The sequence below is a fragment of the Actinomadura sp. NPDC047616 genome, from assembly GCF_040642915.1.
GTDB classification, from domain to species: Bacteria; Actinomycetota; Actinomycetes; order Streptosporangiales; family Streptosporangiaceae; genus Spirillospora; species Spirillospora miaoliensis.
Genome location: NZ_JBEYTB010000013.1, coordinates 204,678 through 229,898 on the forward strand (window position 1 = coordinate 204,678; position 25,221 = coordinate 229,898).

General features: G+C 72.7%; 21 protein-coding genes, 2 tRNA genes and 1 pseudogene. 18 read left to right on the forward strand and 6 right to left on the reverse strand.

All coding sequences use genetic code 11. From position 1 onward, the window contains the following. The first annotated feature begins 86 nt into the window (after window positions 1-86). The 3 genes from ABZ801_RS28850 (at window position 87) to ABZ801_RS28860 (ending at window position 2,291) form a co-directional block, all read left to right on the forward strand. Complete coding sequence (locus ABZ801_RS28850) at window positions 87-617, forward strand: PPA1309 family protein (RefSeq protein ID WP_360703556.1); 531 nt, start codon at window positions 87-89, stop codon at window positions 615-617. A gap of 81 nt (window positions 618-698) precedes the next feature. Further along, complete coding sequence (locus ABZ801_RS28855) at window positions 699-1,124, forward strand: molybdenum cofactor biosynthesis protein MoaE (protein WP_360703559.1); 426 nt, start codon at window positions 699-701, stop codon at window positions 1,122-1,124. A 120-nt stretch (window positions 1,125-1,244) separates the two neighbouring features. Further along, window positions 1,245-2,291, forward strand: a complete 1,047-nt coding sequence (locus tag ABZ801_RS28860; RefSeq protein WP_360703561.1) for a PDZ domain-containing protein — start codon at window positions 1,245-1,247, stop codon at window positions 2,289-2,291. Window positions 2,292-2,412: 121 nt separating this feature from the next. On the opposite strand, the gene ABZ801_RS28865 is transcribed toward ABZ801_RS28860, so the two are convergent. Further along, complete coding sequence (locus ABZ801_RS28865) at window positions 2,413-3,123, reverse strand: NAD(P)H-binding protein (RefSeq protein ID WP_360703564.1); 711 nt, start codon at window positions 3,121-3,123, stop codon at window positions 2,413-2,415. 68 nt (window positions 3,124-3,191) lie between these two features. On the opposite strand from ABZ801_RS28865, the gene ABZ801_RS28870 reads away from it, so the two are divergent. The 3 genes from ABZ801_RS28870 to ABZ801_RS28880 all read left to right on the forward strand — a co-directional run bounded on the left by ABZ801_RS28870 (window position 3,192) and on the right by ABZ801_RS28880 (window position 8,007). After that, on the forward strand, window positions 3,192-4,025 hold the full coding sequence (locus ABZ801_RS28870; protein ID WP_344954126.1) for a sigma-70 family RNA polymerase sigma factor: 834 nt from the start codon (window positions 3,192-3,194) through the stop codon (window positions 4,023-4,025). Between the two features lie 207 nt (window positions 4,026-4,232). After that, window positions 4,233-4,309: transfer RNA gene (locus ABZ801_RS28875), tRNA-Met, on the forward strand. Window positions 4,310-4,917: 608 nt separating this feature from the next. Continuing rightward, window positions 4,918-8,007 (forward strand): M14 family zinc carboxypeptidase, encoded by a 3,090-nt coding sequence (locus tag ABZ801_RS28880; RefSeq protein WP_360703567.1) that lies wholly within the window; start codon window positions 4,918-4,920, stop codon window positions 8,005-8,007. Between the two features lie 190 nt (window positions 8,008-8,197). Here ABZ801_RS28880 and ABZ801_RS28885 read toward each other — a convergent pair whose 3' ends face one another. Together ABZ801_RS28885 and ABZ801_RS28890 are read right to left on the reverse strand one after the other, a co-directional pair. Further along, entirely contained in the window at window positions 8,198-8,710 is a 513-nt protein-coding gene (locus ABZ801_RS28885) for a nuclear transport factor 2 family protein (RefSeq protein ID WP_360703570.1), read from the reverse strand. 105 nt (window positions 8,711-8,815) lie between these two features. Beyond that, complete coding sequence (locus ABZ801_RS28890) at window positions 8,816-9,418, reverse strand: TetR family transcriptional regulator (RefSeq protein WP_360703573.1); 603 nt, start codon at window positions 9,416-9,418, stop codon at window positions 8,816-8,818. A 65-nt stretch (window positions 9,419-9,483) separates the two neighbouring features. Here ABZ801_RS28890 and ABZ801_RS28895 point away from each other — a divergent pair. Further along, window positions 9,484-10,335, forward strand: a pseudogene (locus ABZ801_RS28895) (LmeA family phospholipid-binding protein); the annotation flags it as partial. Here ABZ801_RS28895 and ABZ801_RS28900 read toward each other — a convergent pair. Both ABZ801_RS28900 and ABZ801_RS28905 read right to left on the reverse strand, forming a co-directional pair. After that, the gene (locus tag ABZ801_RS28900) at window positions 10,278-10,445 is read right to left on the reverse strand and encodes a hypothetical protein (protein ID WP_360703575.1); all 168 of its coding nucleotides are present in this window, start codon (window positions 10,443-10,445) and stop codon (window positions 10,278-10,280) included. The pseudogene ABZ801_RS28895 and the gene ABZ801_RS28900 overlap by 58 nt on opposite strands. A 63-nt stretch (window positions 10,446-10,508) precedes the next feature. Continuing rightward, window positions 10,509-10,799 carry a hypothetical protein gene (locus ABZ801_RS28905; RefSeq protein WP_360703577.1) on the reverse strand — a complete coding sequence of 97 codons (291 nt, stop codon included), beginning with the start codon at window positions 10,797-10,799 and terminating at the stop codon, window positions 10,509-10,511. Between the two features lie 20 nt (window positions 10,800-10,819). On the opposite strand from ABZ801_RS28905, the gene ABZ801_RS28910 reads away from it, so the two are divergent. Then, entirely contained in the window at window positions 10,820-11,098 is a 279-nt protein-coding gene (locus tag ABZ801_RS28910; protein ID WP_360703580.1) for an MMPL family transporter, read from the forward strand. Here the strand turns inward: ABZ801_RS28910 and ABZ801_RS28915 are convergent. Then, window positions 11,082-11,804 (reverse strand): TetR family transcriptional regulator, encoded by a 723-nt coding sequence (locus ABZ801_RS28915; protein ID WP_360703582.1) that lies wholly within the window; start codon window positions 11,802-11,804, stop codon window positions 11,082-11,084. The genes ABZ801_RS28910 and ABZ801_RS28915 overlap by 17 nt on opposite strands. A gap of 121 nt (window positions 11,805-11,925) precedes the next feature. On the opposite strand from ABZ801_RS28915, the gene ABZ801_RS28920 reads away from it, so the two are divergent. From ABZ801_RS28920 to ABZ801_RS28965, 10 genes are all read left to right on the forward strand, one after another. Further along, a complete protein-coding gene (locus ABZ801_RS28920; protein ID WP_360703585.1) occupies window positions 11,926-13,062 on the forward strand; it encodes a VOC family protein in 1,137 nt (378 codons plus the stop codon). Further along, window positions 13,059-14,021, forward strand: a complete 963-nt coding sequence (locus ABZ801_RS28925) for a fumarylacetoacetate hydrolase family protein (protein WP_360703588.1) — start codon at window positions 13,059-13,061, stop codon at window positions 14,019-14,021. The genes ABZ801_RS28920 and ABZ801_RS28925 overlap by 4 nt, the downstream gene beginning before the upstream one ends. Further along, a complete protein-coding gene (locus tag ABZ801_RS28930) occupies window positions 14,018-15,673 on the forward strand; it encodes a bifunctional 3-(3-hydroxy-phenyl)propionate/3-hydroxycinnamic acid hydroxylase (RefSeq protein ID WP_360703591.1) in 1,656 nt (551 codons plus the stop codon). Before ABZ801_RS28925 ends, ABZ801_RS28930 begins: the two co-directional genes overlap by 4 nt. 17 nt (window positions 15,674-15,690) lie before the next feature. Beyond that, complete coding sequence (locus tag ABZ801_RS28935; protein WP_360703594.1) at window positions 15,691-17,607, forward strand: acyl-CoA synthetase; 1,917 nt, start codon at window positions 15,691-15,693, stop codon at window positions 17,605-17,607. An 86-nt stretch (window positions 17,608-17,693) separates the two neighbouring features. Next, entirely contained in the window at window positions 17,694-18,839 is a 1,146-nt protein-coding gene (locus ABZ801_RS28940) for an MBL fold metallo-hydrolase (RefSeq protein ID WP_360703597.1), read from the forward strand. A gap of 285 nt (window positions 18,840-19,124) precedes the next feature. Beyond that, the gene (locus tag ABZ801_RS28945) at window positions 19,125-19,679 is read left to right on the forward strand and encodes a DM13 domain-containing protein (protein ID WP_360703600.1); all 555 of its coding nucleotides are present in this window, start codon (window positions 19,125-19,127) and stop codon (window positions 19,677-19,679) included. Window positions 19,680-19,776: 97 nt separating this feature from the next. Continuing rightward, a tRNA-Met gene (locus ABZ801_RS28950) sits at window positions 19,777-19,853 on the forward strand. 215 nt (window positions 19,854-20,068) lie between these two features. Further along, entirely contained in the window at window positions 20,069-20,428 is a 360-nt protein-coding gene (locus ABZ801_RS28955) for a DUF3054 domain-containing protein (RefSeq protein WP_360703603.1), read from the forward strand. Window positions 20,429-20,539: 111 nt separating this feature from the next. Continuing rightward, window positions 20,540-22,195 (forward strand): AMP-binding protein, encoded by a 1,656-nt coding sequence (locus tag ABZ801_RS28960; protein ID WP_360703606.1) that lies wholly within the window; start codon window positions 20,540-20,542, stop codon window positions 22,193-22,195. Between the two features lie 69 nt (window positions 22,196-22,264). Beyond that, entirely contained in the window at window positions 22,265-25,180 is a 2,916-nt protein-coding gene (locus tag ABZ801_RS28965) for an AMP-binding protein (RefSeq protein WP_360703609.1), read from the forward strand. Window positions 25,181-25,221: the final 41 nt, after the last annotated feature.

Sequence of the window (25,221 nt, forward strand, 5' to 3'; positions counted from 1 at the left end):
AACGCGCCTCGTGCCCGCGCGGTCGCGGAGTGTGAGCGGCGTTCGCCGTGGGCGCGAGCACCCCGCGCTCGCGCGAAGATGGACCCGTGAGCAGTCTTCTCGAAGAAGTCGTCCTGGACCTGGAACGTCACTCGGCGCAGGAGGGATGGGACGCCCCGCCGAAGCTGTACGCGCTGGTGCGCAGCTCCGATCTGCGCCGCGCCGAGCCCGACCTGGCCGACCAGCTCGGCCTGGCGCCCGACGTGGAGACCCTGGCCGCCCTGGAACAGGACCGGCTGCCCGACCGCGACACGGTCGAGGAGTCGCTGGCCGCCATCGCCTGGCCGGACGCGGTCGAGGGCTGCGCCCTGGTGATCGAACGGATGGTGCTGCCGCCCGAGGCCGAGCAGGACATCCCCGAGGACGAGACCGAGGCCGCCGCCTGGGCCGCCGAGCACCCCGGCCGCGAGGACGTGCGCATGGTGGTCGGCGTCCTGCGCGACGGCACCCGCCACTCGGCGCTGCGGCTGCGCCGCCACGACACCGACGACGAGGTCCTGGTCGGCCCCGACCTGGTCCCCGGCCTCGCCGACGCCCTGGTCGCCACGTTCGAACCCGACGAGCCCGGCTCGGCCTGAGCCGCGGCGAGCGCCCCGCGCGGGGGCGGGCGTGCACTCCAGGCGAACCGGGCGTGTCCCGCGGACGGTAACCTGCGGAGCGTGAGCGACGTCATCAGGCTGGTCGCGGTCCGCGACGCCCCACTGTCGGTCGGCGAGGTGTTCGACGCCGTCGGCGACCCGGCGGCGGGCGGGACGGCCGTGTTCGTCGGCACCGTCCGCGACCACGATCACGCCCGCGCGGTCAGCCGCCTGTCGTACAGCGCCCACCCCACCGTGGAACGCGAACTGCGCGCCGTGATGGAGAAGGTCGCCGCCGACTTCCCGGTGAAGGCGCTGGCCGCCGTGCACCGGGTCGGCGACCTGGAGATCGGCGACCTGGCCGTGGTGGTGGCCGCGTCCTGCGCGCACCGGGGCGAGGCGTTCGACGCCTGCCGCAGGCTCATCGACGACCTCAAGGCCCAGGTGCCGATCTGGAAGCACCAGACGTTCGCCGACGGCGGCGACGAATGGGTCGGGGCCTGCTGACAGGGCGGCGGAGCCCCGCGCCGGTGCCCGCGGCCCCGGCGCCGTCTCCCGGACCACGCCCCACCGACCACCTGACCGCCCCTCCGGCGGCCGCTTGACCTAGGAGCCTAGGAGCCGCACATGTCGTCTCGCCGCGCGGTCACCCTCGCCGTCGCCAGCGTGCTGGTCCTGGTGCTGGCGCTGGTCGGCTCGCTGATGCCGGTGCCGTACGTCGCGCTGATGCCCGGCCCCACCAGCAACACCCTCGGCGAGAACGACAAGGGCGAGGAGCTGATCAAGATCGAGGGCCGTCAGGTGTATCCCGACGCCGGGCACCTGAACTTCACCACCGTCACCTACCGCGGCGGCCCCGGCTCCCGTCTCGACCTGTTCACCGCCCTGCGCGGCTGGCTGGACGGCGACGTGGCGATCGTCCCCGAGGAGACGATCTTCCCGCGGAAGGAGTCGCAGAAGCAGGTGGACGAGGAGAACACCCGGCAGATGCGCGACTCGCAGGAGACCGCCCAGGCCGCCGCCCTGCGCGAGCTGAAGATCCCGATCTCCACCCGCGTCGTCGTCGACGCGGTGCAGAAGGGCCGTCCCGCCGACGGCCGGCTGCGCCCCGGCGACGAGCTGGTCGCCGTCGACGGCACCCGGGTCGAGCGCGTCGGCGCCGCCACCGAGCTGATGGGCAACCGGAAGGTCGGCGACCAGGTCACCGTGACGGTCCGCCGCTCGGGCGCCGAGCAGCGGGTCACGCTGACGACCGCCGCCAGCGACGACGGCCGTCCCGTGGTCGGCATCGTGCTGTCCGACCAGTACAAGTTCCCGTTCAAGGTCGACATCAGCGTCGGCGACGTCGGCGGGCCCAGCGCGGGCCTGATGTTCTCCCTCGCCATCGTGGACAAGCTCACCCCGGGCTCGCTCACCGGCGGCAAGTTCATCGCGGGCACCGGCACCATCACCGCCGAGGGGCAGGTCGGCCCCATCGGCGGCATCCAGCAGAAGATGATCGCCGCCCGCCGCGCCGGCGCCACCGTCTTCCTCACCCCCGCCGACAACTGCCCCGACGCCGCCAAGGCCCGTCCCGACGGCCTGCGCCTCGTCCGCGCCGACACGCTGAACGGCGCCATCCAGGCCCTCAACGCCATCAACACCGGCAAGGGGCAGGTCCCCACCTGCGGCTGACCCCGCCCAGGCCCCCGCCCCGCCGCCGAACGCGCTACGGCACGTCGGGTCGGGGACCGTGAGCCGGGGCGGGAGCGCGGTTCATGTCGGTGAGCGGCTGCGGGACCCGCGGCCCGGTTCGTCAACGCTGGTCCGCCACGAACTCCTCCCAGGTGCGCTTGCCGGTGTCGGCGTCCAGTGACAGGTTGTCGCCGTCGCGGTAGGCGCGACCGGCCTTGCCCGGCAGCGGGACGGGCAGCAGCAGACGGCGCTTCCCCGTGGCGCGCAGGTAGTCGCGGACGAGGTCGGCGATCCCGTACACCTTGGGCCCCGCGAGGTCGGGCACACGGCCCGCGGGTGCGCCGAGGGCCAGCTCCACCAGGCGTTCGGCGACATCCTGGGCGTCCACGGGCTGCCAGCGCATGCCGGGGACCGGGACGACGGGGGACTTGGCCAGGGTGCGCGCCAGATCCCAGGCAAGGTAGTGGAACTGGGCGGCGCGCAGGATCGTGTACGGCACGCCGGAGTCGATGATCGCCTGCTCGGCGGCGGCCTGTGCGCGCATCCACGCGAGCGGCACCCGGTCGGCCCCGATGACGGAGATGTGCACCAGGTGACGGACGTTCGCCTTCCCGGCGGCCCGCGCCAGGTTCCGGGCCGCCACGTCGTCGCCCTTGGCGCCACCGGCCAGGTGCACGACGACCTCGACGCCGTCCAGCGCGGGTTCCTCCTTGGTCAGGTCGCACCGGATGTCGCCGCTGCCGCGCCCGAGGGTGCGCACCTCGCCGTGCTCACGGAGGAGGGGAACGACGATCCGCCCGAGCCTGCCCGTGCCACCGGTCACCAGAATCATGGTCTCTTCTCCCTGCCGGATAGGTTGTTTCACCTGGACGACCCGGCAGGCGGAAGGAACGTGACAGCGTGGACTTCGACGAGCATCGGCCCAGGCTGCGGGCGGTCGCCTACAGGATGCTCGGGTCGCTGGCCGAGGCCGACGACGCGGTCCAGGAGACCTGGCTGCGCTTCGACCGCACCGACACCCGCGACGTGGAGAACCTCGGCGCGTGGCTCACCACGGTGATCGGCCGGGTGTGCCTCAACATGCTGCGCGACCGCAGGGAGACGCCGGAGATCCACATCCCCGACCCGATCGTCACGACCACCCCCGAGGACGAGGCGGAGCTGGTCGACTCGGTCGGGCTCGCGCTGCTGGTGGTGCTCGACACGCTGGCTCCGGCCGAGCGTCTGGCGTTCGTGCTGCACGACATGTTCGCCGTCCCGTTCGACGAGATCGCCCCGGTGATCGACAAGAGCCCCGCGGCGACGCGTCAGCTCGCCAGCCGGGCCCGCCGCCGTGTGCAGGGGCACGCCCCCGTCCCCGACCCCGATCCGGCCGTCCAGCGCAAGGCGGTCGACGCGTTCTTCACCGCCACCCGCGAGGGCGACTTCGAGGCGTTGCTCACCCTGCTCGACCCCGACGTGGTGCTGCGCTCCGACGGCGGCACGGCCCGCCCCGGCCTCACCCAGCTGCTGCAGGGCGCGCACACCGTCGCGTCGCAGGCGGTCACGTTCGGCTCGCTGGCGCCCCACGTCCGGCCGGTGCTGGTCAACGGCCTGCCGGGCGTCGTCGTCCAGCCGGACGACCGGCCGATTTCGGTGATGGCCTTCACCGTCTCCGGCGACCGCATCGTCGCCATCGACGTGCTGGCCGACCCCGACCGCCTCCCCACGGTCACCGCCAACGCCCAGCCCTGACCCCCGTACACCCGGCTCGCCCCACCCCGGAGCTTTGTTCACCCGCCTCCATGGGGTCCGTCGAGGCGGACGTCGACGCGCAGGACGGCGCGCAGGTCGCGGCAGGCGGCACGACGGACACCTCGCGCCATCCGCATGACGCCGCGCCGCCACTCGCGTCGGCCGATTTGGCCGATCTTCCTGGATGCCCTAGAGTTAACACGTCGCCGCGGGGTGGAGCAGTTCGGTAGCTCGCTGGGCTCATAACCCAGAGGTCGCAGGTTCAAATCCTGCCCCCGCTACCAGGCAGAGGCCCTGGGAAACGAACCTTCGGTTCACTTCCCAGGGCCTCTTCGCTTTCTTGCGGAGGGCGACCGCCCTGGAACCCCCGCCCGCCCCCTCGCCACCCGCTTCACTCGCGGCTCCTGGCCTCCTGCCCACGCGCTCGCGTGCTCAGGGTTTCCCGCCCGCTCCGCGTTCGGTTCGGGGGTTCGCCTTCGGCTCGGGGCTTTGCGCTTGCTTCGCGTGCGGTTGTGGCCTGCCCGCTTCGCTCGTGGCTCAGGATCTTGTTCCCGGTTTGTGTGGCGCGGGGCCTCCGCTCGCTTTGCGTTCGGTTTGAAGTCTCCCGCTTGTTTCGCTTGCGGTTCGGGGGCTCCGCTCGCTTTCGCTGGGCGGTGGCCTCTGGGGGGTGCCTGGGGCGGCGGGAGCCAATGGGTGGGGGGATCTCCAGGGGTTGGCCAGATGTGGCTGCATGGATCTCTTCTGCCTTATCTGGCAGATGTAAACAAAGCTCAAGATCCGCATTGACCTCCTCATAAGCCTCATATGACGATCGCCTCGCTGCTCGGGGAGAGCCGCGCGCGTCCCGCCCGAGCGGGGGCTCCTCGAGAACCCCCACCTTTCTGGAGGCGCAGTGAGGCGCAGAACCATCTCTGCGGTAGCAGCGCTGGCCCTTGGAGCGGGACTGCTGGTCGCCACACCGGCGGCCGCCGCACCGGGCCGGACGCGCGACCAGGACAAGATCGAGGTCTTCGCCGGCGAGCTCACCGCGGGTCAGCTCAAGCAGCTGAAGGCCCTCGGGCTCGACCACGAGGACATCGCGCACGGCAGGCCGTCGGGCGGCAAGATCCCGATCGAGGTCACCATGAGCCGGGCGCAGGGCGAGGCGCTGCGGGCCAAGGGCGTCCCCCTCCGGCTCAAGACGGTCAAGGGTCAGACGGCGAGCCAGCGGGCCCGGACGCTCGCCGCGGAAGGCAAGGTGTACCGGCCCTACTCCGGGGCCGGCAACCTCCGCGAGGAGATCGTCAAGGCGGCCGCCGCCCACCCGAACATCGCCAAGGCCGTCGACATCGGCACATCGCTGAAGGGCAAGCCGATCACCGCCGTCCGGGTGACGAAGGGCGCCCGCACGTACCCCACGCGCGGCCCGCGTCCGGCCGTGGTCTACCAGGCGACCCAGCACGCCCGGGAGTGGATCACCGCCGAGACCGTGCGCCGCCAGCTCCACTACTTCCTGGACAACTACGGGAAGAACGCGGAGATCACCAAGCTCGTCGACACCACGGACCTGTGGTTCATCCCGGTCGTCAACGTCGACGGCTACGACCTCACGTTCGACCCCGACAACCGGATGTGGCGCAAGAACGCGCGCGACAACGACGGGGACGGCAAGCTCACCACGGCGGACGGCGTCGACATCAACCGCAACTTCCCGCACAAGTGGGGCTACGACAACGAGGGGTCCTCGCCGTCACCCGACAGCCAGACCTACCGCGGCGCCGCGCCGGGGTCGGAGCCGGAGACCAAGCTCCAGGACGCCTTCGTCAAGCGGCTCCGCCCCAAGTACCTGATCAACTACCACTCGGCGGCGGAGCTGCTGCTGTACGGCGTCGGCTGGCAGCAGCAGACGCCCAGCCCGGACGACCACATCTTCCGGGCGCTGCTCGGCGACGACGACAAGCCCGCCGTGCCCGGCTACGACCCGGACCTGGCCGCCGAGCTGTACATCACCAACGGCGACACCGACGGCCACATGACCGAGCGGCACGGGACGCTGACCTTCACACCGGAGATGGCCACCTGCCAGACCGCCAGCGCCGCCGACCCCGACGACCAGTGGAAGCCCGAGGACTGCGCCAGCGTCTTCCACTTCCCGGACGACGAGAAGCTGATCCAGCAGGAGTTCACCAAGAACCTCCCGCTGGCGCTCGCCACGGCCAGGTCGGCGCACACCCCTGACCGGCCCGTCTCCGTGACCGGCGTCACCACCCCGGACCTGGTCGCCGACGCCTTCGAGGTGTCGCACGGCAGGACCCAGCCGGTGGCGGTCACCGCCCGCCGCTCGCTGAAGGGCCTCGCGCTGCGCTACCGCGTCAACGGCGGCCGCACCCAGTCCGGCTCCGTCCGCGAGTGGAAGGGCGGCGAGCGGTACGGCGACGAGGGACGGCTCTACTACGGCGAGTACCGCGGCACGGTCCGCGGCACCAAGCCCGGAGACAAGGTCGAGGTCTGGTTCGAGGCCCGCAAGCAGCGCACGAAGGTCTCCAGCCAGAAGTTCACCTACACGGTCGCCAAGGACATCGGCGGCGACGTCCTGGTGCTCGCCGCCGAGGACGTCACCGGCGCCAGCCCCGCCCAGGGCGCCACGGAGGCCAAGTACGCCGCCGCGTACACCAACGCCCTGAAGGCCGCCGGCCACAGGCCCGACGTGTACGACGTCGACAAGAACGGCCGTAAGGCACCGCACCACCTCGGCGTGCTGAGCCACTACAAGGCCGTGGTGTGGGAGACCGGCGACGACGTCATCCCGCGCGCGTCCGGCCAGCCGGCCGGTACGGCGGCCAAGCTCGCCTTCGACCTGGAGCTGAGCGTCCGCGACTACCTCAACGAGGGCGGCAAGCTTCTGCTCACCGGCAAGTACGCCGGGTTCGCCCAGGGCGCCGACGGCTCGTACTACTACGAGCCGGACGCCCCGGGGCAGCCGGAGTGCGCGCAGCCCTCCGACCCGCCGTGCCTGCCGCTGTTCAACGACTTCCTGCAGTACTACCTGGGTGCCTACAGCTACGTGAGCGACGGCGGCACCGGCCAGGACGGCAAGCCGTACCCGGTCAAGGGCGCGGGCGGCTCGTTCAACGGGTTCCAGGCCCCGCTGAACGGCGGGGACTCGGCGAACAACCAGGACCACACCGCCTCGTTCCTGAGCACGTCCAGCTTCCTGCCGAAGGACAAGTTCCCGCAGTTCGCCGCCGAGGCGCCGATCAAGTGGGACCGGCCGGGCGGCGCCCCGTACGACCCGCGGACCGGCAGCTGGTACGCCTACAGCGGCCAGGCCGACGTGTCGTACAAGCGGCTCACCCGCACGGTCGACCTGACCGGCAAGAGCGACGGCAGGCTGACCTTCCAGACCTCGTACGAGACCGAAGCCGACTGGGACTTCCTCTTCGTCGAGGCGCGCACGGAAGGCCAGGACGACTGGACGACCCTTCCCGACGCCAACGGCCACACCCAGCAGGCCACCGGCGAGAGCTGCGCCTCGGGGTGGCGGGCGCTCCACCCGCAGCTGAACCACTACCAGGGCCAGGACTGCTCGCCCAAGGGCACCACCGGCACCTGGCACGCGGCCAGCGGCAAGTCCAACGGCTACCAGGAATGGTCGATCGACCTGTCGGCGTACGCCGGTAAGAAGGTCGAGCTGTCGATCTCCTACGTCAGCGACTGGGGCACCCAGGGCCTGGGCGTGTTCCTGGACGACGCCAAGATCACCTCTGGTTCGGAGACGCTCGCCGAGACGTCCTTCGAGACCGACCTCGGCGGCTGGACCGTCGCCGGCCCGCCCGAGGGTTCGGCCCCGGCCGCCAACGACTGGACGCGCAGCCAGCGCGCCTTCGAGGAAGGCGCCGGGCTCGTCACCAAGGACACCGTCTACCTGGGCTTCGGCCTCGAAGGACTGTCCACCACGGCCCGCAACGACTTCGTCAAGCGGGCGATGGGACACCTCCTGTAACCCTCGTATGTGAACGCGGCCCGTCCGACCTCGTCCGGACGGGCCGCTTCACGTCCGCCGCACCCTCCTGTTCTCGGGGCGCGTCTCTAGGCGTCGACGCCGTCGGCAAGATCCGCATGCATGCGGCGCCGCCGTGCCCAACGTCGGCCCGTCATGCCTTCTCCTTTGAGGACACGGCGCCGCCGTCCCGTCATGTGATCCGACAGGTGGCGATCCCTCGACTGCGAGCTACGTGTGCGTCTTCTACGTTGCCCCAGTACTCGTGGAGGGCGCTGATTCGGTCGCCGCTCACTCGGACGATGATGACCTCCCAGTTGAGGTAGCCCTCCGTCGACGGGGAACCGCCCCGGGAGTCGTACTCGTAGAGGACCCTGTCACCCATCCGGGTGGTCGAACGGCGCTCACCGATGACCCGGTTCCCGTTCGAGGCGTGGAACCGCGCCCATTCCTCCACGGCGCGACGGCCGCTCTCGCCCTCGTGGCGGCCTCGCCACTGTCCCTCGGGGAACCAGAACGAGAAACGCGGCGCCAGCATCGCCAGGAACGGCTCCCACTGGCCGGTGCGCCAGCCCTGGTCGAACCGGTCCATGGCCCGGTCGGCGGTTCGCCGTACCCCTCCAGACGGCAAAAGCTGCGTCGCCGGGAACGTCACCGTGGCCGCGCCGGTGAGCCCGAGCATCGTCCTTCGGCTGAGATCGGTCATTCCGTACCTTCCTCTGGGGTGTCGGACGCCAGTAGATCGAGGAAGGCGGAAAGCTCCGATAAATGCGATCGATCATCTTGAGGTCCGCAGGCTACACGCCGGCCGTCACCGAACACCGTGGCCGAGGGCGGTGAAGGCCCGGTGGGCGAGGTGGAGGGCCTTGTCCAGGGAGCGCTCCTGTTCGGGGAGCGTTGAGAGGGCGAAGACGGTGCTGCGCATCGCCGCCACGCAGGCGCGGGCGAGGACGGTGGCTCTCAGGTCGAGGTGGTCGTCGTCCTCGCCCGACGCGCGCAGGCGGTCGGCCAGGACATCGGCCAGGCCCGTCTCGAGTTCCAGCAGGACGGGCCATGCCGGGCGGGTCGGCTGGGACAGGAACCGGGCGGGTGGTCCGCTGAAGAGGACGGCCAGGCCCGAATCCCGCTTGTCCGCGAGGGTGAGCAGGGCGTTGAAGACCGCGGTGTAGGGGGGTTCCGCGTCCGGACGCGCCCGCACCGCGTCCTGCAACTCGGGGATCAGGTCGAGGATCTCTCCCAGGACCAGGTCCTCCTTGGAGGGGAAGTAGCGGAAGAAGGTCCGCTCGGTGACTCCGGCGGCCGCCGCGATGTCGCGCACCGTGGTCCGGGTGTAGCCGTGCTCGGCGAACAGGCGGCGCGCCGTGTCCTGGAGGGTCTTCCGCGTCGCCGCCTTGTGCTCCTCACGCCGTCCCATTGTGATCTTCGTCTCCTCGCCCGGAAAGTGTCATGACTGACAGGATTCTAGCTAACGTGTCAGTCATGACACTTTTTGGAGGGTGGTTTGCGCGCCGGAGGGGCCCGAAGGGGCGGACGATCGCCGTGGTCGCGGCGGGCGCGGTGCTGGCGGGCGCGGCGACCGCTGAGGTGCTGGTCCGGCACCAGGCGGCCGGGCGGTTCGCCGTCGGGCTGCGGCGGACGGTCGACGCTCGTCCCGAGGTCCGCCTCGGCGCGACGCCGGTGCTGGTGCAACTGGCCCAGGGCGGGCTGGCGCGTGTGCGGGTGAGCGCCGACGACGCGACGGTCCGTGGTGTGGCGGGCGTGTCGTTCGAGGCGGAACTGCGCGATGTCAGGCGGGCGGGCGACCGGGTCAGCGTGGCGGGGTCCCGCGTCGGCGCGGAGGTGCCCAGCGAGACCCTCGGCCGGCTCGTCGCCGATCAGACGGGCGCAACGGCCAGGGTCACGGCCGATGTGACGGCGGGGAGGTTGATCGTCCATACCGGCCCCGCGGGGATGGTGGCCGTGTCGATGCGGCCCCGGCTGGACGGCGCCAAGGTCGCGTTGGAACCCGTCGACGCGTCGATCGCCGGGCGGCCGCTCGGGGACCTCGCCGGCCGGCTCGCCTCGCAGGGCCGCGCCGTGGACCTGTCCGGACTGCCGTTCGGGCTGGTGCCGACCTCCGTGAACGTCACGCAGGAAGGGCTGCGTCTGCGGCTCGCGGGACAGCGCGCGACCTTCCCGTTCCTCACCGTCATGGGGCTGAGCGCGGTGGTGACGGTGCTGTTCGCGGTGCTGGTCTCGATCACTCTGCTGCCCGCCCTGATGGGTTTCGCCGGTCACCGGTTGACACCGCGGGCCGGGTCGCGTGCCGCTCGCCGCGCCCTCGCGGGGGTGCGGGCGCGTCCCGGGGCGGGTGAGCGCTGGACGTCGTTCGTCGTGCGCAGGCCGCGGTTGATGGTCACGGCCGTCACCGCCGTGCTGGTCACCGTCGCGATCCCGGCCACCGGCCTGAGCCTGGCGCTGCCCGACAACGGTTCGGCCGCCGAGGGCAGCGCGCCGCGGGAGACCTACGACCAGGTCACCCGCGCGTTCGGGCCGGGGTTCAACGGGCCGCTGCTGATCCTCGCCGAGACCCGCGGCGGCGAGACCGGACGGCAGGCGGCCGCCGAGGTGAGCGGAGAGCTGCGCGCCCTGCCCGGCGTCGCGTCCGTCTCCCCGCCGCAGTACAACGCGCGCACCGGCAACGCGGTGATCCAGCTGGTGCCCAGGAGCGCGCCGGACGACCCCGCCACCGGTGACCTGGTCGAGGACGTGCGGTCGCGTGCGGACGCCATCGGTGCCCGCACCGGCGCCGGCATCTCCGTTGATCATGATCGCGGTGTTCGCGAGCTTCGTCGCCGTGGACGACGCCGCCATCAAGCCGATCGCGCTGTCGCTGGCGTTCGGGGTGCTGGTCGACGCCTTCCTCGTCCGCATGACGCTCGTCCCGGCGGTGCTGGCGCTGGCCGGACGCGGCGCCTGGTGGCTGCCGCGGATTCTCGACCGGACCCTGCCCCACCTCGACATCGAGGGCGAACGCCTGCGCGGCGCCGGCCAGTCCGGGGAGGGCGCGGAGGTGCGGGCGTCCGAGACCGTCCCGGTCAGCCGTCCGTCGTGAGGTCGGGCAGGGGACGGTGGGCGATGGCGCGGGCGGACTCGCGGCTCATGCCGAACATGCGCAGGACCTGCTCGGCGAGCTCGTCGCAGGCGCCGTCGTCGATGAGGTCGGGGCGTTCCAGCCACAGGTGCAGCAGTCCCAGGAGCGAGCCGCCGGCGGCCGCGAGGGCGACGTAGGGGTTGTCGACGTGGAAGCGGCCGGCCTCGGCCGCGCGGCGGATGTCGCGCAGCGCCCGCGGCGCGATGCCGTGGTCGGAGTCCAGGTAGGACAGACCCGTACGGGCGAGGATGCGCGCGATCTGCGGATGGGTGTGGACGAGCCGTCCCGTCAGGCGCCAGGACGCGGCGAAGATCTCCGCGGGGTCGTCGAGGCCGGCGGTGCGCTCGTCCAGCAGCCGCCCGTGCTCCTCCAGCACGTCGGCGATGGCGGCGCGGAACAGCTCGTCCTTGCTGCTGAAGTGGTTGTAGAACGAGCCGAAGCCGACGTCGGCGGCGTCGGTGATCTGCTGGATGCTCACCTCGGCGGTGCCGTGCTCGGCCAGGAAGGCGCGGGCGGCGTCGATCAGCGCCTGCCGGGTGCGTGCCTTGCGCCGATCGAGCCGTGACGGTCGTGAGGGCCGTGGCGGCCGTCGTGCGCCGTCGTCACCGGGGCCGTCGTCACCCGTGGTGGACGCATCCGGGTTCGCGCCGGTCGCAGCCGAGGTCATGCCGCAATCCTAGGCGATCGCAGTGTTGATGATTTCATCACCATTGATGCTCATCTCCTCTTGATCTGGCTAGGATCAGGACTGATGATTTCATCAGTAGCGATGACGGCAGGGGAGAACGATGGAGGAGACGACGCCCCGCCCGGCGGGCGCGGCGGAGATCACGCACAGCCCACGGGGCGCGTCGCGCGGGGAGCATCCCGGGCGGTCCCGCAAGCCGGTGATCAAGGTCGCCGACCTGGCGTGGCTGGAGTTCGAGAAGCCGGACCTGCACCGCGCCGAGGTGTTCGCCCGCGACTTCGGCTTCGCCGTGGCGACCCGCAGGCCCGACGCGCTGTACCTGCGCGGCACGCTGCCGGGCACGCACTGCCTGGTCGTCCGTCGCGGACCGATGTCCCGGTTCGTGGGGCCGGTGTTCGCCGCGGCCGACAGGTCGGACCTGTCCCGGCTGGCCCGGGCCGCCGGGACGGACGTGCGCGAGCTGGACGGGCCGGGCGGCGGACGCGTCGTCGCGTTGCGCGACCCCAGCGGTGTCCCGGTCCGGGTCGTGCACGGGACGGAACAACTGGGGGCGCTGCCCGAGCAGACCCCGCTGCCCCTCAACTCCGGCACGACGACGCGCCGCACTAACGCGCCGCAGCGTCCGCCCCGGGAACCCGCCCGGGTCCAGCGGCTGGGTCACGTGGTGCTGGAGACGCCGGTGTTCCACCGGGCGCTCGACTGGTACCTCGACAACCTCGGCATGATCGTCAGCGACTTCCTGTTCCTGGACGGTCAGCGCGAGCGCGGCCCGACGATGGCGTTCATCCGCTGCGACCGGGGCGCGGACCCGGCCGACCACCACACCCTGGCGATGCACCTGGGGCCCGGCACGGGCTACGTGCACTCGGCGTACCAGGTCGCCGACCTCGACGCGCTCGCGGCGGGCGGGGAGTACCTCGCCGAACGCGGCTACCGGCGGGCGTGGGGGATCGGCCGGCACATCCAGGGCAGCCAGATCTTCGACTACTGGCGCGACCCCGACCGGCTCATGCTGGAGCACTTCACCGACGGGGACCTGTTCGACGCCTCGGTCGAGGCCGGATGGGCGCCCATGTCGGCCACGGGCCTGGCGCAGTGGGGCCCGCCGGTCACCCGGGACTTCCTGGGCACGCGGCCCTCTCCCGCCCTCGTCCGCACCGTTCTGCGGGCGCTGCGCGACGACAACGAGATCGACACCGCCCGCCTGGCGGGCCTGATGAAAGCGATGAGCACATGAGCATCCGCGTGTTGCGCACCGACGGGGCGTGGTGGGTCGAGGCCGAGGGGCGCGCGGTGCCCGTCGTGACCGAGGCCCGCACGACCGCCGAACTGCTCGCCGACCGTGCCGCCGTGGAGAAGGCCGCCGCCCGTTCGGCCCGCGACGGCGACGACGTGGTGGACGTCGCGGACCTGGCGCCGCTGTCGCCGGTCACCACGCCGTGCCGGGTCGTCGCGCAGATGGTGAACTACCGCTCGCACGCCAGGGAATCCGGCTTCGACCCCGCCACCGTGCAGCCGACATTCTTCCGCAAGTCCTCGGGCTCGGTGAGCGGCCCCGGCGACCCGGTCGTCAAGCCGCCGCACGTCCGGCTGCTGGACTACGAGATCGAGCTGGGCCTGGTCATGGGCGCCGAACTGCCCGTCGGCACCACCGTCACCGACGACGAGCTGCCCTCCTACGTGGCCGGGCTCGTGGTGACCAACGACGTGTCCGCGCGCGACGTGCAGCTCACCAAGGGACAGTTCTACGAGAGCAAGTCCTATCCGACGTTCACCCCGACCGGGCCGTGCCTGGTGCTGCCGACGCCGGAGGAGTTCGCCCGGCTGGACGACCTGCGCCTGCGGCTGTCGGTCAACGGCGTGCTCCGCCAGGACCGCACCCTCGCCGACATGATCGTCCGTCCGGCCGAGGCCCTCACCGCCCTGGCCCGGTTCCAGTCCCTGCGGCCCGGCGACCTGCTGCTCACCGGCACGCCCGGCGGGACGGCGCTGAAGGCGCCGGGGAAGCTCAAGGAGAGGATCGGGGCGCTGCTGCCGCCCGCCACGAAGTGGAAGATCTTCTTCGCGGGCGAGGCCGGGAACCCGGCGTACCTGCGGGACGGCGACGTCGTCACGGCCCACATCGGCACCGCGGACGGCGCCCTGGACCTCGGCACCCAGTGCACCACCGTCGTCTTCGCCGGGGACGCCGCGTGACCGGTGACGACACGCCACCCGAGCCCGGAACGCTCGTCCCGGTGCTGATCGCCGGAGCGGGCCCGACCGGGGTGACGGCCGCCACACTGCTCGCCCGGCACGGCGTGCGGAGCCTTACGGTCGATCCGCATCACGACGTCTACCCTCGGCCGCGCGCCGTGCATCTGGACGATGAGGTGGCGCGGATCCTGCAGCGTCTCGGCGTCGCCGAGGAATTCGCGGCCATCAGCCGTCCCGTGCCGGGCATGCGGTTGGTGGACGGGGCGCTGCGCACCATCGCCGAGTTCCGCCGCGACCGGATCGGCGGCGTCAACGGATGGCCCCAGGCCAACCTGTTCGACCAGCCGGAGCTGGAATGGCTGCTGCGGTCGAACCTGCGCCGCCATCCCCTCGCGGAACTGCGCGGCGGCACCGAGGTGGTGCGGATCGAGCAGGTCGCGCACGGCCGTCCCGCACCGGTCCGCGTGCTGCTGCGCGACCTCGCGAGCGGAAGCACGTACACGGTCTGGACGCACGCCCTCCTCGGATGCGACGGCGCCAACAGCACCACCCGCCGGGCCGTCGGCGCGCGCATGCTCGACCTGCGCTTCGAGGAACGCTGGCTGGTCGTCGACGTCCGCCACGCCGGCCGGCTGAGCGACTGGGACGGCGTCCAGCAGGTATGCGACCCGCACCGCGCCGCCACCTACATGCGCGTCGGTGAGGACCGGCACCGCTGGGAGTTCCGGATGCGTCCCCGCGAGGCCGAGGCCGACCTCACCGCCCCCGACGCTTTGTCCCGGCTGCTGGCGCCGTGGACGCGGGACGTCCCCTGGGAACGGCTCCACCTGCTGCGGCACGCCGAGTACACCTTCCGGGCCCAGGTGGCCGACCGGTGGAGACGCGGACGGGTGTTCATCCTCGGCGACGCCGCGCACCTGACGCCGCCGTTCATCGGCCAGGGCCTGGGGGCGGGACTGCGCGACGCCGCCAACCTCGCCTGGAAGCTCGCCCTGGTGCTCGGCGAAGGGGCCGACGAGCGGCTGCTGGACACCTATCAGGCCGAACGGCGCCACCACGTCACCCGGATGATCCGCCTGGCGGTCACCGTCGGCTTCGCGATGACGGGCGGACAGGACCGCGCCGCGTCCCTGCGGCGGCTCCTGCTCGCCGGGGCCTGCCGGGTGCCCGGGCTCACCGACGCCGCCCTGCGCACCACCTCACCGAGGCTCCCCGCCGGTCCGCTCGTCCGCCGCCCGCGCGTGGGGGGCTGCCGCGACCTCGCCGGGACGCTCGTCCCCCAGCCGTGGCTGACGGTGGACGGACGGCGGCGGCGCCTGGACGAACTGCTCGGCGAATCGTTCGCCGTCCTCGGCGACGGGCCGGTTCATCCCGCCCTGGCGTCCCTGGCACGGCGCCTCGGCGCACCGGTCATCGACGTGAGCGCCGGACCCCAGGCTCGGTGGATGCGACGCGCCGGAGTCGGCGCCGTCCTCGTCCGTCCCGACCGGGTCGTGATGGCGACCGCCCCCGTGCCGCCGCGTCGCGGCCGTCCCGGGGCGGAGATCGTCCGGGACGCCGCGACCTGGCTTCCCCTCCTGCCCGCCGATCGGACCCGCCCGGCGCCTTCCCCAGTACCGCGCCACGCCTACGCCCACCCCGACCCGACCTGACCGAAGGGCAGATCCGCATGCATCCCGCCCCACACACCCAGGGCGACCGCCCCCTGGTCCTCACACCGGACGACCTGGCCGCCGTGGAGGCCGTACCGCTCGCCGAACGCGACCTGCCGTCCAGCACCTACGACCTGCTGGCCAGGACGGCGGCCAAGGTCCCCCACGCCCCCGCGCTCCACCTGCTCACCGAAGGCGGCGCCGACTGGCGCCGGCCCCTGACGTGGTCGTACGGGGACCTGCTGCGGCACGTCCACCAGGCCGCCAACCTCTACGTTTCCCTGGGCGTACGGCCCGGCGGGGTGATCGGCCTGCTGCTGCCCAACACCGGCGCCACCTACGCCGCGCTGCTGGGGGCGCAGGCCGTGGGCATCGCCAACCCGATCAACCCCCTGCTCGCGGCCGACCACGTCACCGGCATCCTCGCGCTCACCGGCGCCGAGGTCCTCGTGGCGGCGGGCCCTTCCCTCGCGCCGGGGATATGGGAGAAGGCCGTCCAGGTCGCGGAGCGGCTGCCGGGGCTGCGGGCGCTGCTCTCCGTCGGAGCCGCGGCCGGACACGACGCTGCGGCACGGCACGACGCCGTGGCCGGACATGACGCCGCCGCTCTGGCCGTCGGGGACTTCGTTCGCATGGCGGCCGGCCAGCCCGGCGACCGTCTGCGGACGCCGCACCGGCCCCGCCCCGACGACCTGGCGGCCTACTTCCACACCGGCGGTACGACCGGCACGCCGAAGGTCGCCCCACACACCCACGCCAACGAGGTCTACATGGCCTGGGCGATGGGCTGTTCGGGGGGCTTCCTGGACGACTCGGTGATCCTCGGGGGCCTGCCGCTGTTCCACGTCAACGCCGTCCACGTCACCGGGCTCGCCCCGTTCATGCACGGGCGTCCCGTCGTGAGCCTCGGACCGCTGGGCTTCCGCGACCGGCGGCTGATGCGCGACTTCTGGCGCATCGTCGAACACTTCCGGGTCACGACGTTCTCCGGCGTGCCCACCGTCTACGGCGCGCTGCCGCCGGTGCCGGACGACGCCGACATCTCCAGCCTCCGGGCCGGGGTCGTGGGCGCCGCGCCGCTGCCGGCCGGAGTCCGCACGTCCTTCGAGTCGTCGGCGAAGGTGCCGATGCTGGAGGGATACGGGCTGACCGAGGGAACCTGCGCCACCGCGACCATGCCCGCGTTCGCGCCGCGCCCCGGTTCGGTCGGCCTCCGGATGGCCTACCAGCAGGTCAAGGCCGTCCAGGTGGACGCGGGCGGCATGCCCGTCGCCGACCTCGCCCCGGGCGAGACCGGCATGCTGGCGATCAAGGGACCGAACGTCTTCCCCGGCTATCTGCGCCGCGGCCCGGACGGGCGGCCCGTTCCCGACCCGTCCGGGAAGATCGTCGACGGCTGGCTGCTGACCGGCGACCTCGGCCACGTCGACGCCGAAGGCCACGTCTACCTGACCGGCCGGGCCAAGGACCTCATCATCCGCGGCGGCCACAACATCGACCCCCGGCCCATCGAGGAGGTCCTGCTCGCGCACCCCGCCGTCACCTCCGCCGCGGTGGTCGGCCGTCCGGACCCGCACGCGGGGGAGGTCCCGGTCGCCTACGTCACCCTGCGTCCCGCGGCCCAGGTCACCGAAGGGGACCTGCACGCCTGGGCGGCCGAGCGGGCACCGGAACCGGCGGCCGCCCCCAAGACGGTCCACGTCATCGACGCGCTGCCCCTGACCGCCATCGGCAAGGTCTTCAAGCCACGGCTCGTCGAGGACGCCGTGGAACGCGTCGTCCGCGCCGAGATGGAGACGGCCGGGCTCACCGGCACCGTCACCGTCACCACCCGCGACGGCAGGCCGCACGCCACGATCCACGCCGAAGCGGGCGACGTCGCCCCGCTCGCCGGTGCACTGGCCGGCTACCCATTCACGCACTCCTTCGCCTGACGGCCCCGTCCGAGGCTCCGCGTCGGACCGCTCCCTCCCGCGTCCCCGCGTCATTTTCCGCTGCTCCGCGAACCGGAGGATCGCTCATGAACCGCCACACCCAGCCCGAGCCGCCACACGGCAACGACCGACGACACGGCCCCGCACGCCGACGGCTCCTGCGTACGGCCGTGGGGGCGGTCGCGGCGCTGCCGCTCGTCGGCGCGGCCGCCGCGTCCCCCGCCCAGGCGGCCCCGCTCCCCACCCGGACGCCCATGTTCCGCAAGGGCACCACCGAACTCGTCCTCATCGGCACCGCCGCCGGGCCGGTGCCCATGCACGGACGCACCGGGATCGCCTCAGCGCTCGTCGTCAACGGGCGCGTCTACGTCATCGACCTGGGCCACGGGGCGTTCGACCAGTTCGAACGCGCCGGGCTGAACATCAGGAACCTGGACGCCATCTTCATCACCCACCTGCACTCGGACCACATCGCCGACCTGTACACGCTGCCGTTCCTGCGGTTCGGCGGCATCAACCCCATGACCCACCCTGTCCACATCTACGGTCCCGGACGTGCCGGCGCCCTGCCCGAAACGGACGAGAGGCACCCCGTCATCCACCCGGAGAACCCCACCCCCGGCCTCACCGACCTGATCAGAGGGCAGATCGCCGCCACCGCCTACGACCTCAACCTGCGCATGCGCGACGAGGGCTGGCCCGACATCCGCGGCCTGGTCCGCCCCCACGACATCGCCGTGCCGCCGGTCGGCGCGGGACCGCACGGCCCGATGGCCCCGCCGATGCGACCGTTCACCGTGATGTCCGACGACAACGTCAAGGTCAGCGCCATCCTCGTCCAGCACCCGCCGGTGTTCCCGTCCTTCGCCTTCCGCTTCGACACCGAGCACGGATCGGTCGTCTTCAGCGGCGACACCACCATCACCCCCAACACGGTCACCCTGGCGCGCGGCGCCGACATCCTCGTCCACGAGGTCATCGACCTGCAGATCGTCAAAGCCGCCCCCGGCCTCACGCCCGACCAGATCGAGCACCACATGAACAGCCACAGCGACGTGACGCGGGTCGGCAGGGAGGTCGCGCAGAAGGCCGGTGTCGAGCGGCTCGTCCTCAGCCACCTGGCCCCGGGCGACAAGCGGCTCGTCCCGGACGCGGTGTGGAAGCTCAAGGCGAGCAAGGGCTACGACGGCCGTGTCATCGTCGGAAACGACGGCATGCGCATCCGCGTCTGACCGCCGCCGGACGGTGGCCTTTCGGGGCGGCCGTGTGCTGGGCATGGTCAGCGTGGCCGGTCTGACACCGTCGGGCGGGGCTGTGACCGGCCCCGGGACGAGGGGCACACCTCTGTGCTCCACCAGTGCACGGCGCCCTGAGCGGCTCGCTGGGCATGCCGCCAAGGCCGCGGTGCCGAGGCTCGCGGGAAGCGTCATCGGTTGGTAAGGGTTGGGCGGGCTGTTTTCCGGTGGGATGGGCCGTGACGGAGATCGTGGACGGGGTCGTTCGTTGCGGGAGGAACGATGGGCACGTTGTTGCGCAGGCCGGTGGTGTGGGTCGTAGGCGGGGTGCTCGTGGTCGGGGCGGCCGTGGGACTGGCGTTGTTCCAGCCGTGGTTGCTGTTCGTGGACGAGGAGGTCAACGAGGCCGGGCCGGCGGTGGTGAGTTCGCCGGGGGCGGCCGCGACGCCGACGGCGACCGGGCAGGCTCAGGGGCAGGACGTGGGGCCGCGGGTGTTGGCGTCGGGGGCGTTCATCTCGCACGAGCACGAGACGTCCGGCATGGTGAAGGTGATCCGGCTGGCGGACGGCAGGCGGGTGCTGCGGCTGGAGGAGCTTGACACCTCCAACGGGCCCGACCTGCGGGTGTGGCTGTCGGACCAGCCGGTCAAGGGCGGCACCGCCGGGTGGGGCGTGTTCGACGACGGCGCCTACGTGGAGCTCGGCAAGCTCAAGGGCAACAAGGGCGACCAGAACTACGCCATCCCCGCCGACGCCGACCTGGACGAACTCACCAGCGTGAGCATCTGGTGCAAGCGGTTCAAGGTGTCGTTCGGGGCCGCCGAACTCCGGGCCTGACCGTCCCCGCCGGGCGGGTCCCGCACCCGCCGTCCCGCGCGGCACGGACGAATTGGTTTGCGCGCCACCCCCAGGACCCATAGAGTTAAGGCGTCGCCGCGGGGTGGAGCAGTTCGGTAGCTCGCTGGGCTCATAACCCAGAGGTCGCAGGTTCAAATCCTGCCCCCGCTACCAGGTAGAGGTCCCGGGTGTAAGTCTTCGGCTTGCACCCGGGACCTTTTCGCTTTTCTCCCAGGAGGGCGACCCCTTGGAACCCCCGTCCGGCCCTTCTTGCGGCCTGGACAAGTCGGCCGTGGTCCGGATCACAAGCTGGAACGCGGGGCTTGTCGTGTGTGCCGTCCGAGAGGGTGTGTATGGGGGAGCGGTGGGGGCTTCTTATGCTGGGGGACGTGCGGAATCTTGGGGCGGCGGCGCTGGATGTCGCGTGTGTGCTGGTGTTCGTGGCGATCGGGCGGGCGTCGCATGAGGAGGCGGCGAGCCTGGCCGGGTTCGCGGGCACGGCGTGGCCGTTCCTGGTGGGGCTGGCGGTGGGCTGGCTGGTGACGCGGGCGTGGCGGCGGCCGGAGGCGTTCGTCCCCGCCGGTGTGGGGATCTGGGTGTCGACCGTGGCGGTGGGCATGGTGCTGCGGGCCGTCTCGGGGCAGGGGACGGCGGTCGCGTTCATCGTGGTGGCGACGTTGTTCACCGCGTTGGTCCTGCTGGGGTGGCGGGGCGTCGTCAAGGTGGTGCGGCGGCCCGCGCGGGCCTGACGCCAAAGATCCGGGCGTGTGGAATGTCCGGTTGCTGATCGTTTCGGTTGACGGGATGCCGCGGCGCTGGTGAAGTTACCCCCGAGTTTTTACTCGGTGGGAAGGGACGTCATGGCATCTGCCCTGCGGGACTGGCTGGACAAGCCGAACGCCGGACGCGGAGTTCACCTGGCGACCGACGACGGCGGTTGGGAGTTCCGCGACTACGGGGAGCTGGCGGCGGCGGCGCGGCGGACGGCCTGGGCGCTCCTGGAGACGGGCGTCGAGTCCGGCGACGTGGTGTGCGTCGTCCTGCCGACCGACTTCACCTGCGTGGAGACCTACTTCGCGGTGTGGGCGACCGGTGCCACGGTGTGCCTGCTGACGCCGCCGCTGTTCCAGGACGGCGACGAGTACGTCGCGCACGTGGCGGCGATCCTGCGGCAGGCGCGGCCCAGGGTGACGATCGCGTCGCAGGACCTGGCTCCGCTGATCGGGCGGGCCATGGCGGACGCGGGGCTGCCCGGAGAGCCGTGGATCCCCCGGCAGGCGGAGCGGGAGGCCGAGGTCAGGGAGCCCGGGGAGCTGGCGCTGCTGCAGTTCACCTCCGGGTCCAGCGGCGCGCCGCGGGGCGTGATGGTCACCTGGGAGAACCTGGAGGCCAACGTCGAGCTGATCTCGCGGACGGCCGGGTTCGGGGACGACGACGCGGTGGCGTCCTGGCTGCCGCTGTACCACGACATGGGGCTGATCGGCTGTTTCATCACGCCGATCTCCCGGCAGGCCGAGCTGCGGCTGATGCGGCCCGACCACTTCATCCGGGACCCCGCGCGGTGGCTGCGGTGCTTCGCCGAGGCCAGGCACACGGCGGCGCCGCCGTTCGCGTACGCCTACTGCGCGCGGCGCGTCAAGCCCGAGCAGCTGGAGGGCGTCGACCTGTCCGGCTGGCGTACCGCGATCATCGGGGCCGAGCCGATCGATCCGCACGCGCTGGAGTCCTTCGCGCGGCTGGTGGAGCCGTTCGGGTTCTCGCGGCACACGTTCATGCCCGCGTACGGGATGGCGGAGACCACGCTGCTGGTCACCGCGGACCAGCGGCGCAGGGACCCGCTGGCGGTGCGGCCCGACCCCGAGTCGCTGGAGTTCGGGCGGGAGGTGCGCGTCCTGGACTCCCACACGCTGGGCCCCGCGTCGGTGGGCGCCAAGGCGGGCTGGGTGGTCGGCTGCGGCACGCCCCAGCCGGACGTGCCGGTGACGATCGTGGACGACGACGGGCGGGAGCTCCCCGAGGGGCATCTCGGGGAGATCGTCGTCGGCGGCGCGTCGGCCTGCCCCGGCTACTACGCGGGCGCGGAGGGCAAGTCGACGCGGTTCGAGAACGGGCTCGTCCACACCGGGGACGCGGGCTTCTTCCACGAGGGCCAGCTGTTCGTGCTCGGGCGGATGGGCGACAGCATCAAGGTCCGCGGCCGGTCGGTGTACGTGGAGGACCTGGAGTCCAAGATCGCCGAGTTGACCGGGCTGGGCAAGGGCCGCATCGTGGTGGTCGGCGTGCCCGGCGCCGGCACCAAGGGGCTGGCGCTGTTCGCCGAGACGAACGACGCGCCGTGGGCCGCGGACGTGCGGGAGACGCTGCGCCGCAGGCTCGGCGCCGACGTCGAGCTGACGATCGTGGTGGGCGGTGGGCTGATCCAGCGCACGTCCAGCGGCAAGCCGCGCCGCCGCTTCATGTGGGAACTGCTGCAGGCGGGGAAGATGCCCGGGGCGCGGATCGTCCCGCCGACGTAGATCGTTGACCGGCGGCGTCGGTAGCGGACACGATGTCCATGACGTTGTGAAAGGCCGACAATGCCCGCTGTGACGACATCCCTGCTTCGCCTCGGAGCCCGACTCGGGGCCACCGCGCAGAACGCGCTGGAGGTGGCCCGGTTCGGCGGGCTGGACACCGACGAGGACGCCTCGCCGTACGAGGTGGTGAGCGCCCAGCGGGTCTACCGGCTGCGGCACTACTTCCCCGGGGGCGACGACGCCGAACGGCCCGTGGTGCTGCTCGTGCCGCCGTTGATGATCACGGCGGAGGTGTACGACATCTCCTCGCGGGTCAGCGCGGTGCGGGTGCTGCGGGAGCTGGGTGCGGACCCGTGGGTGGTCGACTTTGGCGCGCCCGAGCGGGAGCCGGGCGGGCTGGAGCGCACCATCACCGACCACGTCCTGGCGGTCAGCGACGCCGTCGACCGGGTCCGGAAGGCCACCGGGCGGGACGTGCACGTCGCGGGCTACTCGCAGGGCGGCATGTTCGCCTACCAGGCGGCGGCGTACCGGCGCAGCGAGGGCGTCGCGTCGCTGGTGACGTTCGGCAGCCCGGCCGACACCAGCGTGGGGCTGCCGTTCGGGGTGCCCGCGTGGCTGGCGGCCGAGGGCGCGGGCCGCCTGCCCGAGGGCCTGATCGGCGGCTTCGCCGTGCCCGGCTGGGTGACCCGCACCGGGTTCCAGCTGCTCAGCCCGGTCAAGTCGGTGCGCAGCCGGGTCGACTTCGTGCTGGCGCTGCACGACCGGGAGCGGCTGGCGCCGCGCGAGCGGCAGCGCCGGTTCCTGGAGCGCGAGGGCTGGGTGTCGTGGCCCGGTCCGGCGCTGGCGGAGTTCATCCGCCAGTTCATCGCGCACAACCGCATGCTGACCGGCGGGTTCGTCATCGGCGACCGGGTGGTGACGCTGGCCGACATCTCCTGCCCGGTGCTGGCGTTCGTCGGCGAGGTCGACGAGATCGCGCCGTCCGCCATGGTGCGGGCCATCGGCCGTGCCGCGCCCCGCGCGCGGGTGTACGAGGCGTGCCTGCGGGCCGGGCATTTCGGCCTGGTCGTGGGGAGCCTGGCCGTCGCGCAGACCTGGCCCGCCGTCGCCGAGTGGGTCCGGTGGCGCGAGGGGGACGGCGACCTGCCCGAGATCGTGCGGCCGATGGAAGGTGAGGAGCAGGCGGCGGCGTCCCCGCCGGGCGGTGTGGCCGCGTACGGGCTGCAGCTGGCGGTCGGCGTCGGCGCGAACGCCGCGCGGTCGGCCGTGGTGACGGCGGCGCGGGCCGTCCACGGGGTCCGCCAGATCGCCCGGGAGGCCGGGCAGAACCTGCCCCGGCTGGCGCGGCTGGAGCGCATCCAGGCCGACACGCCCATGTCCATGGGGCTGCTGCTGGACGAGCAGGCCGACCGCGCCCCCGACGACGTGTTCTTCCTGTACCGGGGACGCGCGTACACGCAGGCCGCCGCCAAGGGACGCATCGACGCGGTGGTCCGCGGGCTGATCCACATCGGGGTGCGGCAGGGCGACCCGGTGGGGGTGCTCATGGAGACGCGGCCCACCGCGCTGGCGCTGGTGGCGGCGCTCAACCGGCTCGGCGCCGTGGCCGTGCTGCTGCGTCCCGACGGCGACCTGGAACGCGAGGCGGCGCTCGGCCAGGTCGACCGGATCATCGCCGACCCGGAGAACGCCGCGCGCGCCGCCGCGCTGGCGGGCGTCCGGGCGTACCTGCTGGGCGGCGGCCAGGTCCGGGGCGACCGGACGCGCGGGCTGCCGCTGACCGACATGGAGCGCATCGACCCGGACCAGGTGGCGGTGCCCGGCTGGTACCGGCCCAACCCGGGACGCGCGAGCGACCTGGCGTTCGTGTGCTTCACCGGCGACGGCGAGCACCTGCGGGCCAACCGGATCACCAACCGGCGCTGGGCGCTGTCGGCGTTCGGCACCGCGTCGTCGGCGTCGCTGTCGGCGGCCGACACCGTGTTCAGCATCACCCCGTTGCAGCACCCGTCGGCGCTGCTGATGAGCCTGGGCGGCGCGGTGGCGGGCGGGTCCCGGCTGGCGCTGGCCACCGCCTACGACCCCGAGACGTTCTGGGACGAGGCCCGCCGCTACGGCGTGACGGTCGCGTCCTACACCTGGACGCTGCTGCGCGACCTGGTGAACGCGCCGCCGCACCCGGGCGAGCGGCACCACGCCGTGCGGCTGTTCATCGGATCCGGCATGCCGCGCGGGCTGTGGCGGCGGGTGGAGGAGCGGTTCGCGCCCGCGCGCGTCCTGGAGTTCTACGCCAGCACCGAGGCCGAGGCGATCCTGGTCAACCTGACGGGCAAGAAGCCCGGCTCGCTGGGGCGTCCGCTGCCCGGCGGCGCCGGGGTGCGCCTGGCCCGCTACGACCTGGAGAACGGGCGGCCGGAGCAGGGCGCCGACGGGTTCGCCGTCGAGTGCGCGCCGGACGAGATCGGCGTGCTGCTGGTGCGGGTCACGCCCGGGGCCGCCGCGTCCACGCGCCGCCCGCTGCGGGGCGTGTTCGCGCCGGGGGACGCGTGGCTGTCCACCGGCGACCTGTTCCGCCGCGACGCCGACGGCGACTACTGGCTGGTGGGGCGGGAGAACGAGCTGATCCGCACGGCCGAGGGCATCGTCCCGCCCGGCCCGATCCGCGACGCGCTCGGCGACCTGCCGTACGTGGACGCGGTCGCGGTGTACGGGGTCCCGGCCGGGGACGGCACCGAGATCGCCGCGGCCGCGATCAGCCTGCGCGACCCGGACACCCAGGTCAAGCCGGTCGACCTGGCCGAGGCGCTGCTGCGGGTGCCGCCGGAGATGCGGCCGGCGCTCGTCCGCGTGGTCGACGAGATCCCGGTGACCGGCGGGCGGCGGCTGCGGACCGCCCCGCTGCGCGCGGAGGGTATGCCGCGCGCGGGCGACGGGCGGGCCTACGTCCGCGACTCCGCGGGCGCGTACCGTCTGCTCGCCTGAGCGGCCGCCGGGCGTCCCTGGACGGTCCGCTGGGCGGTCCG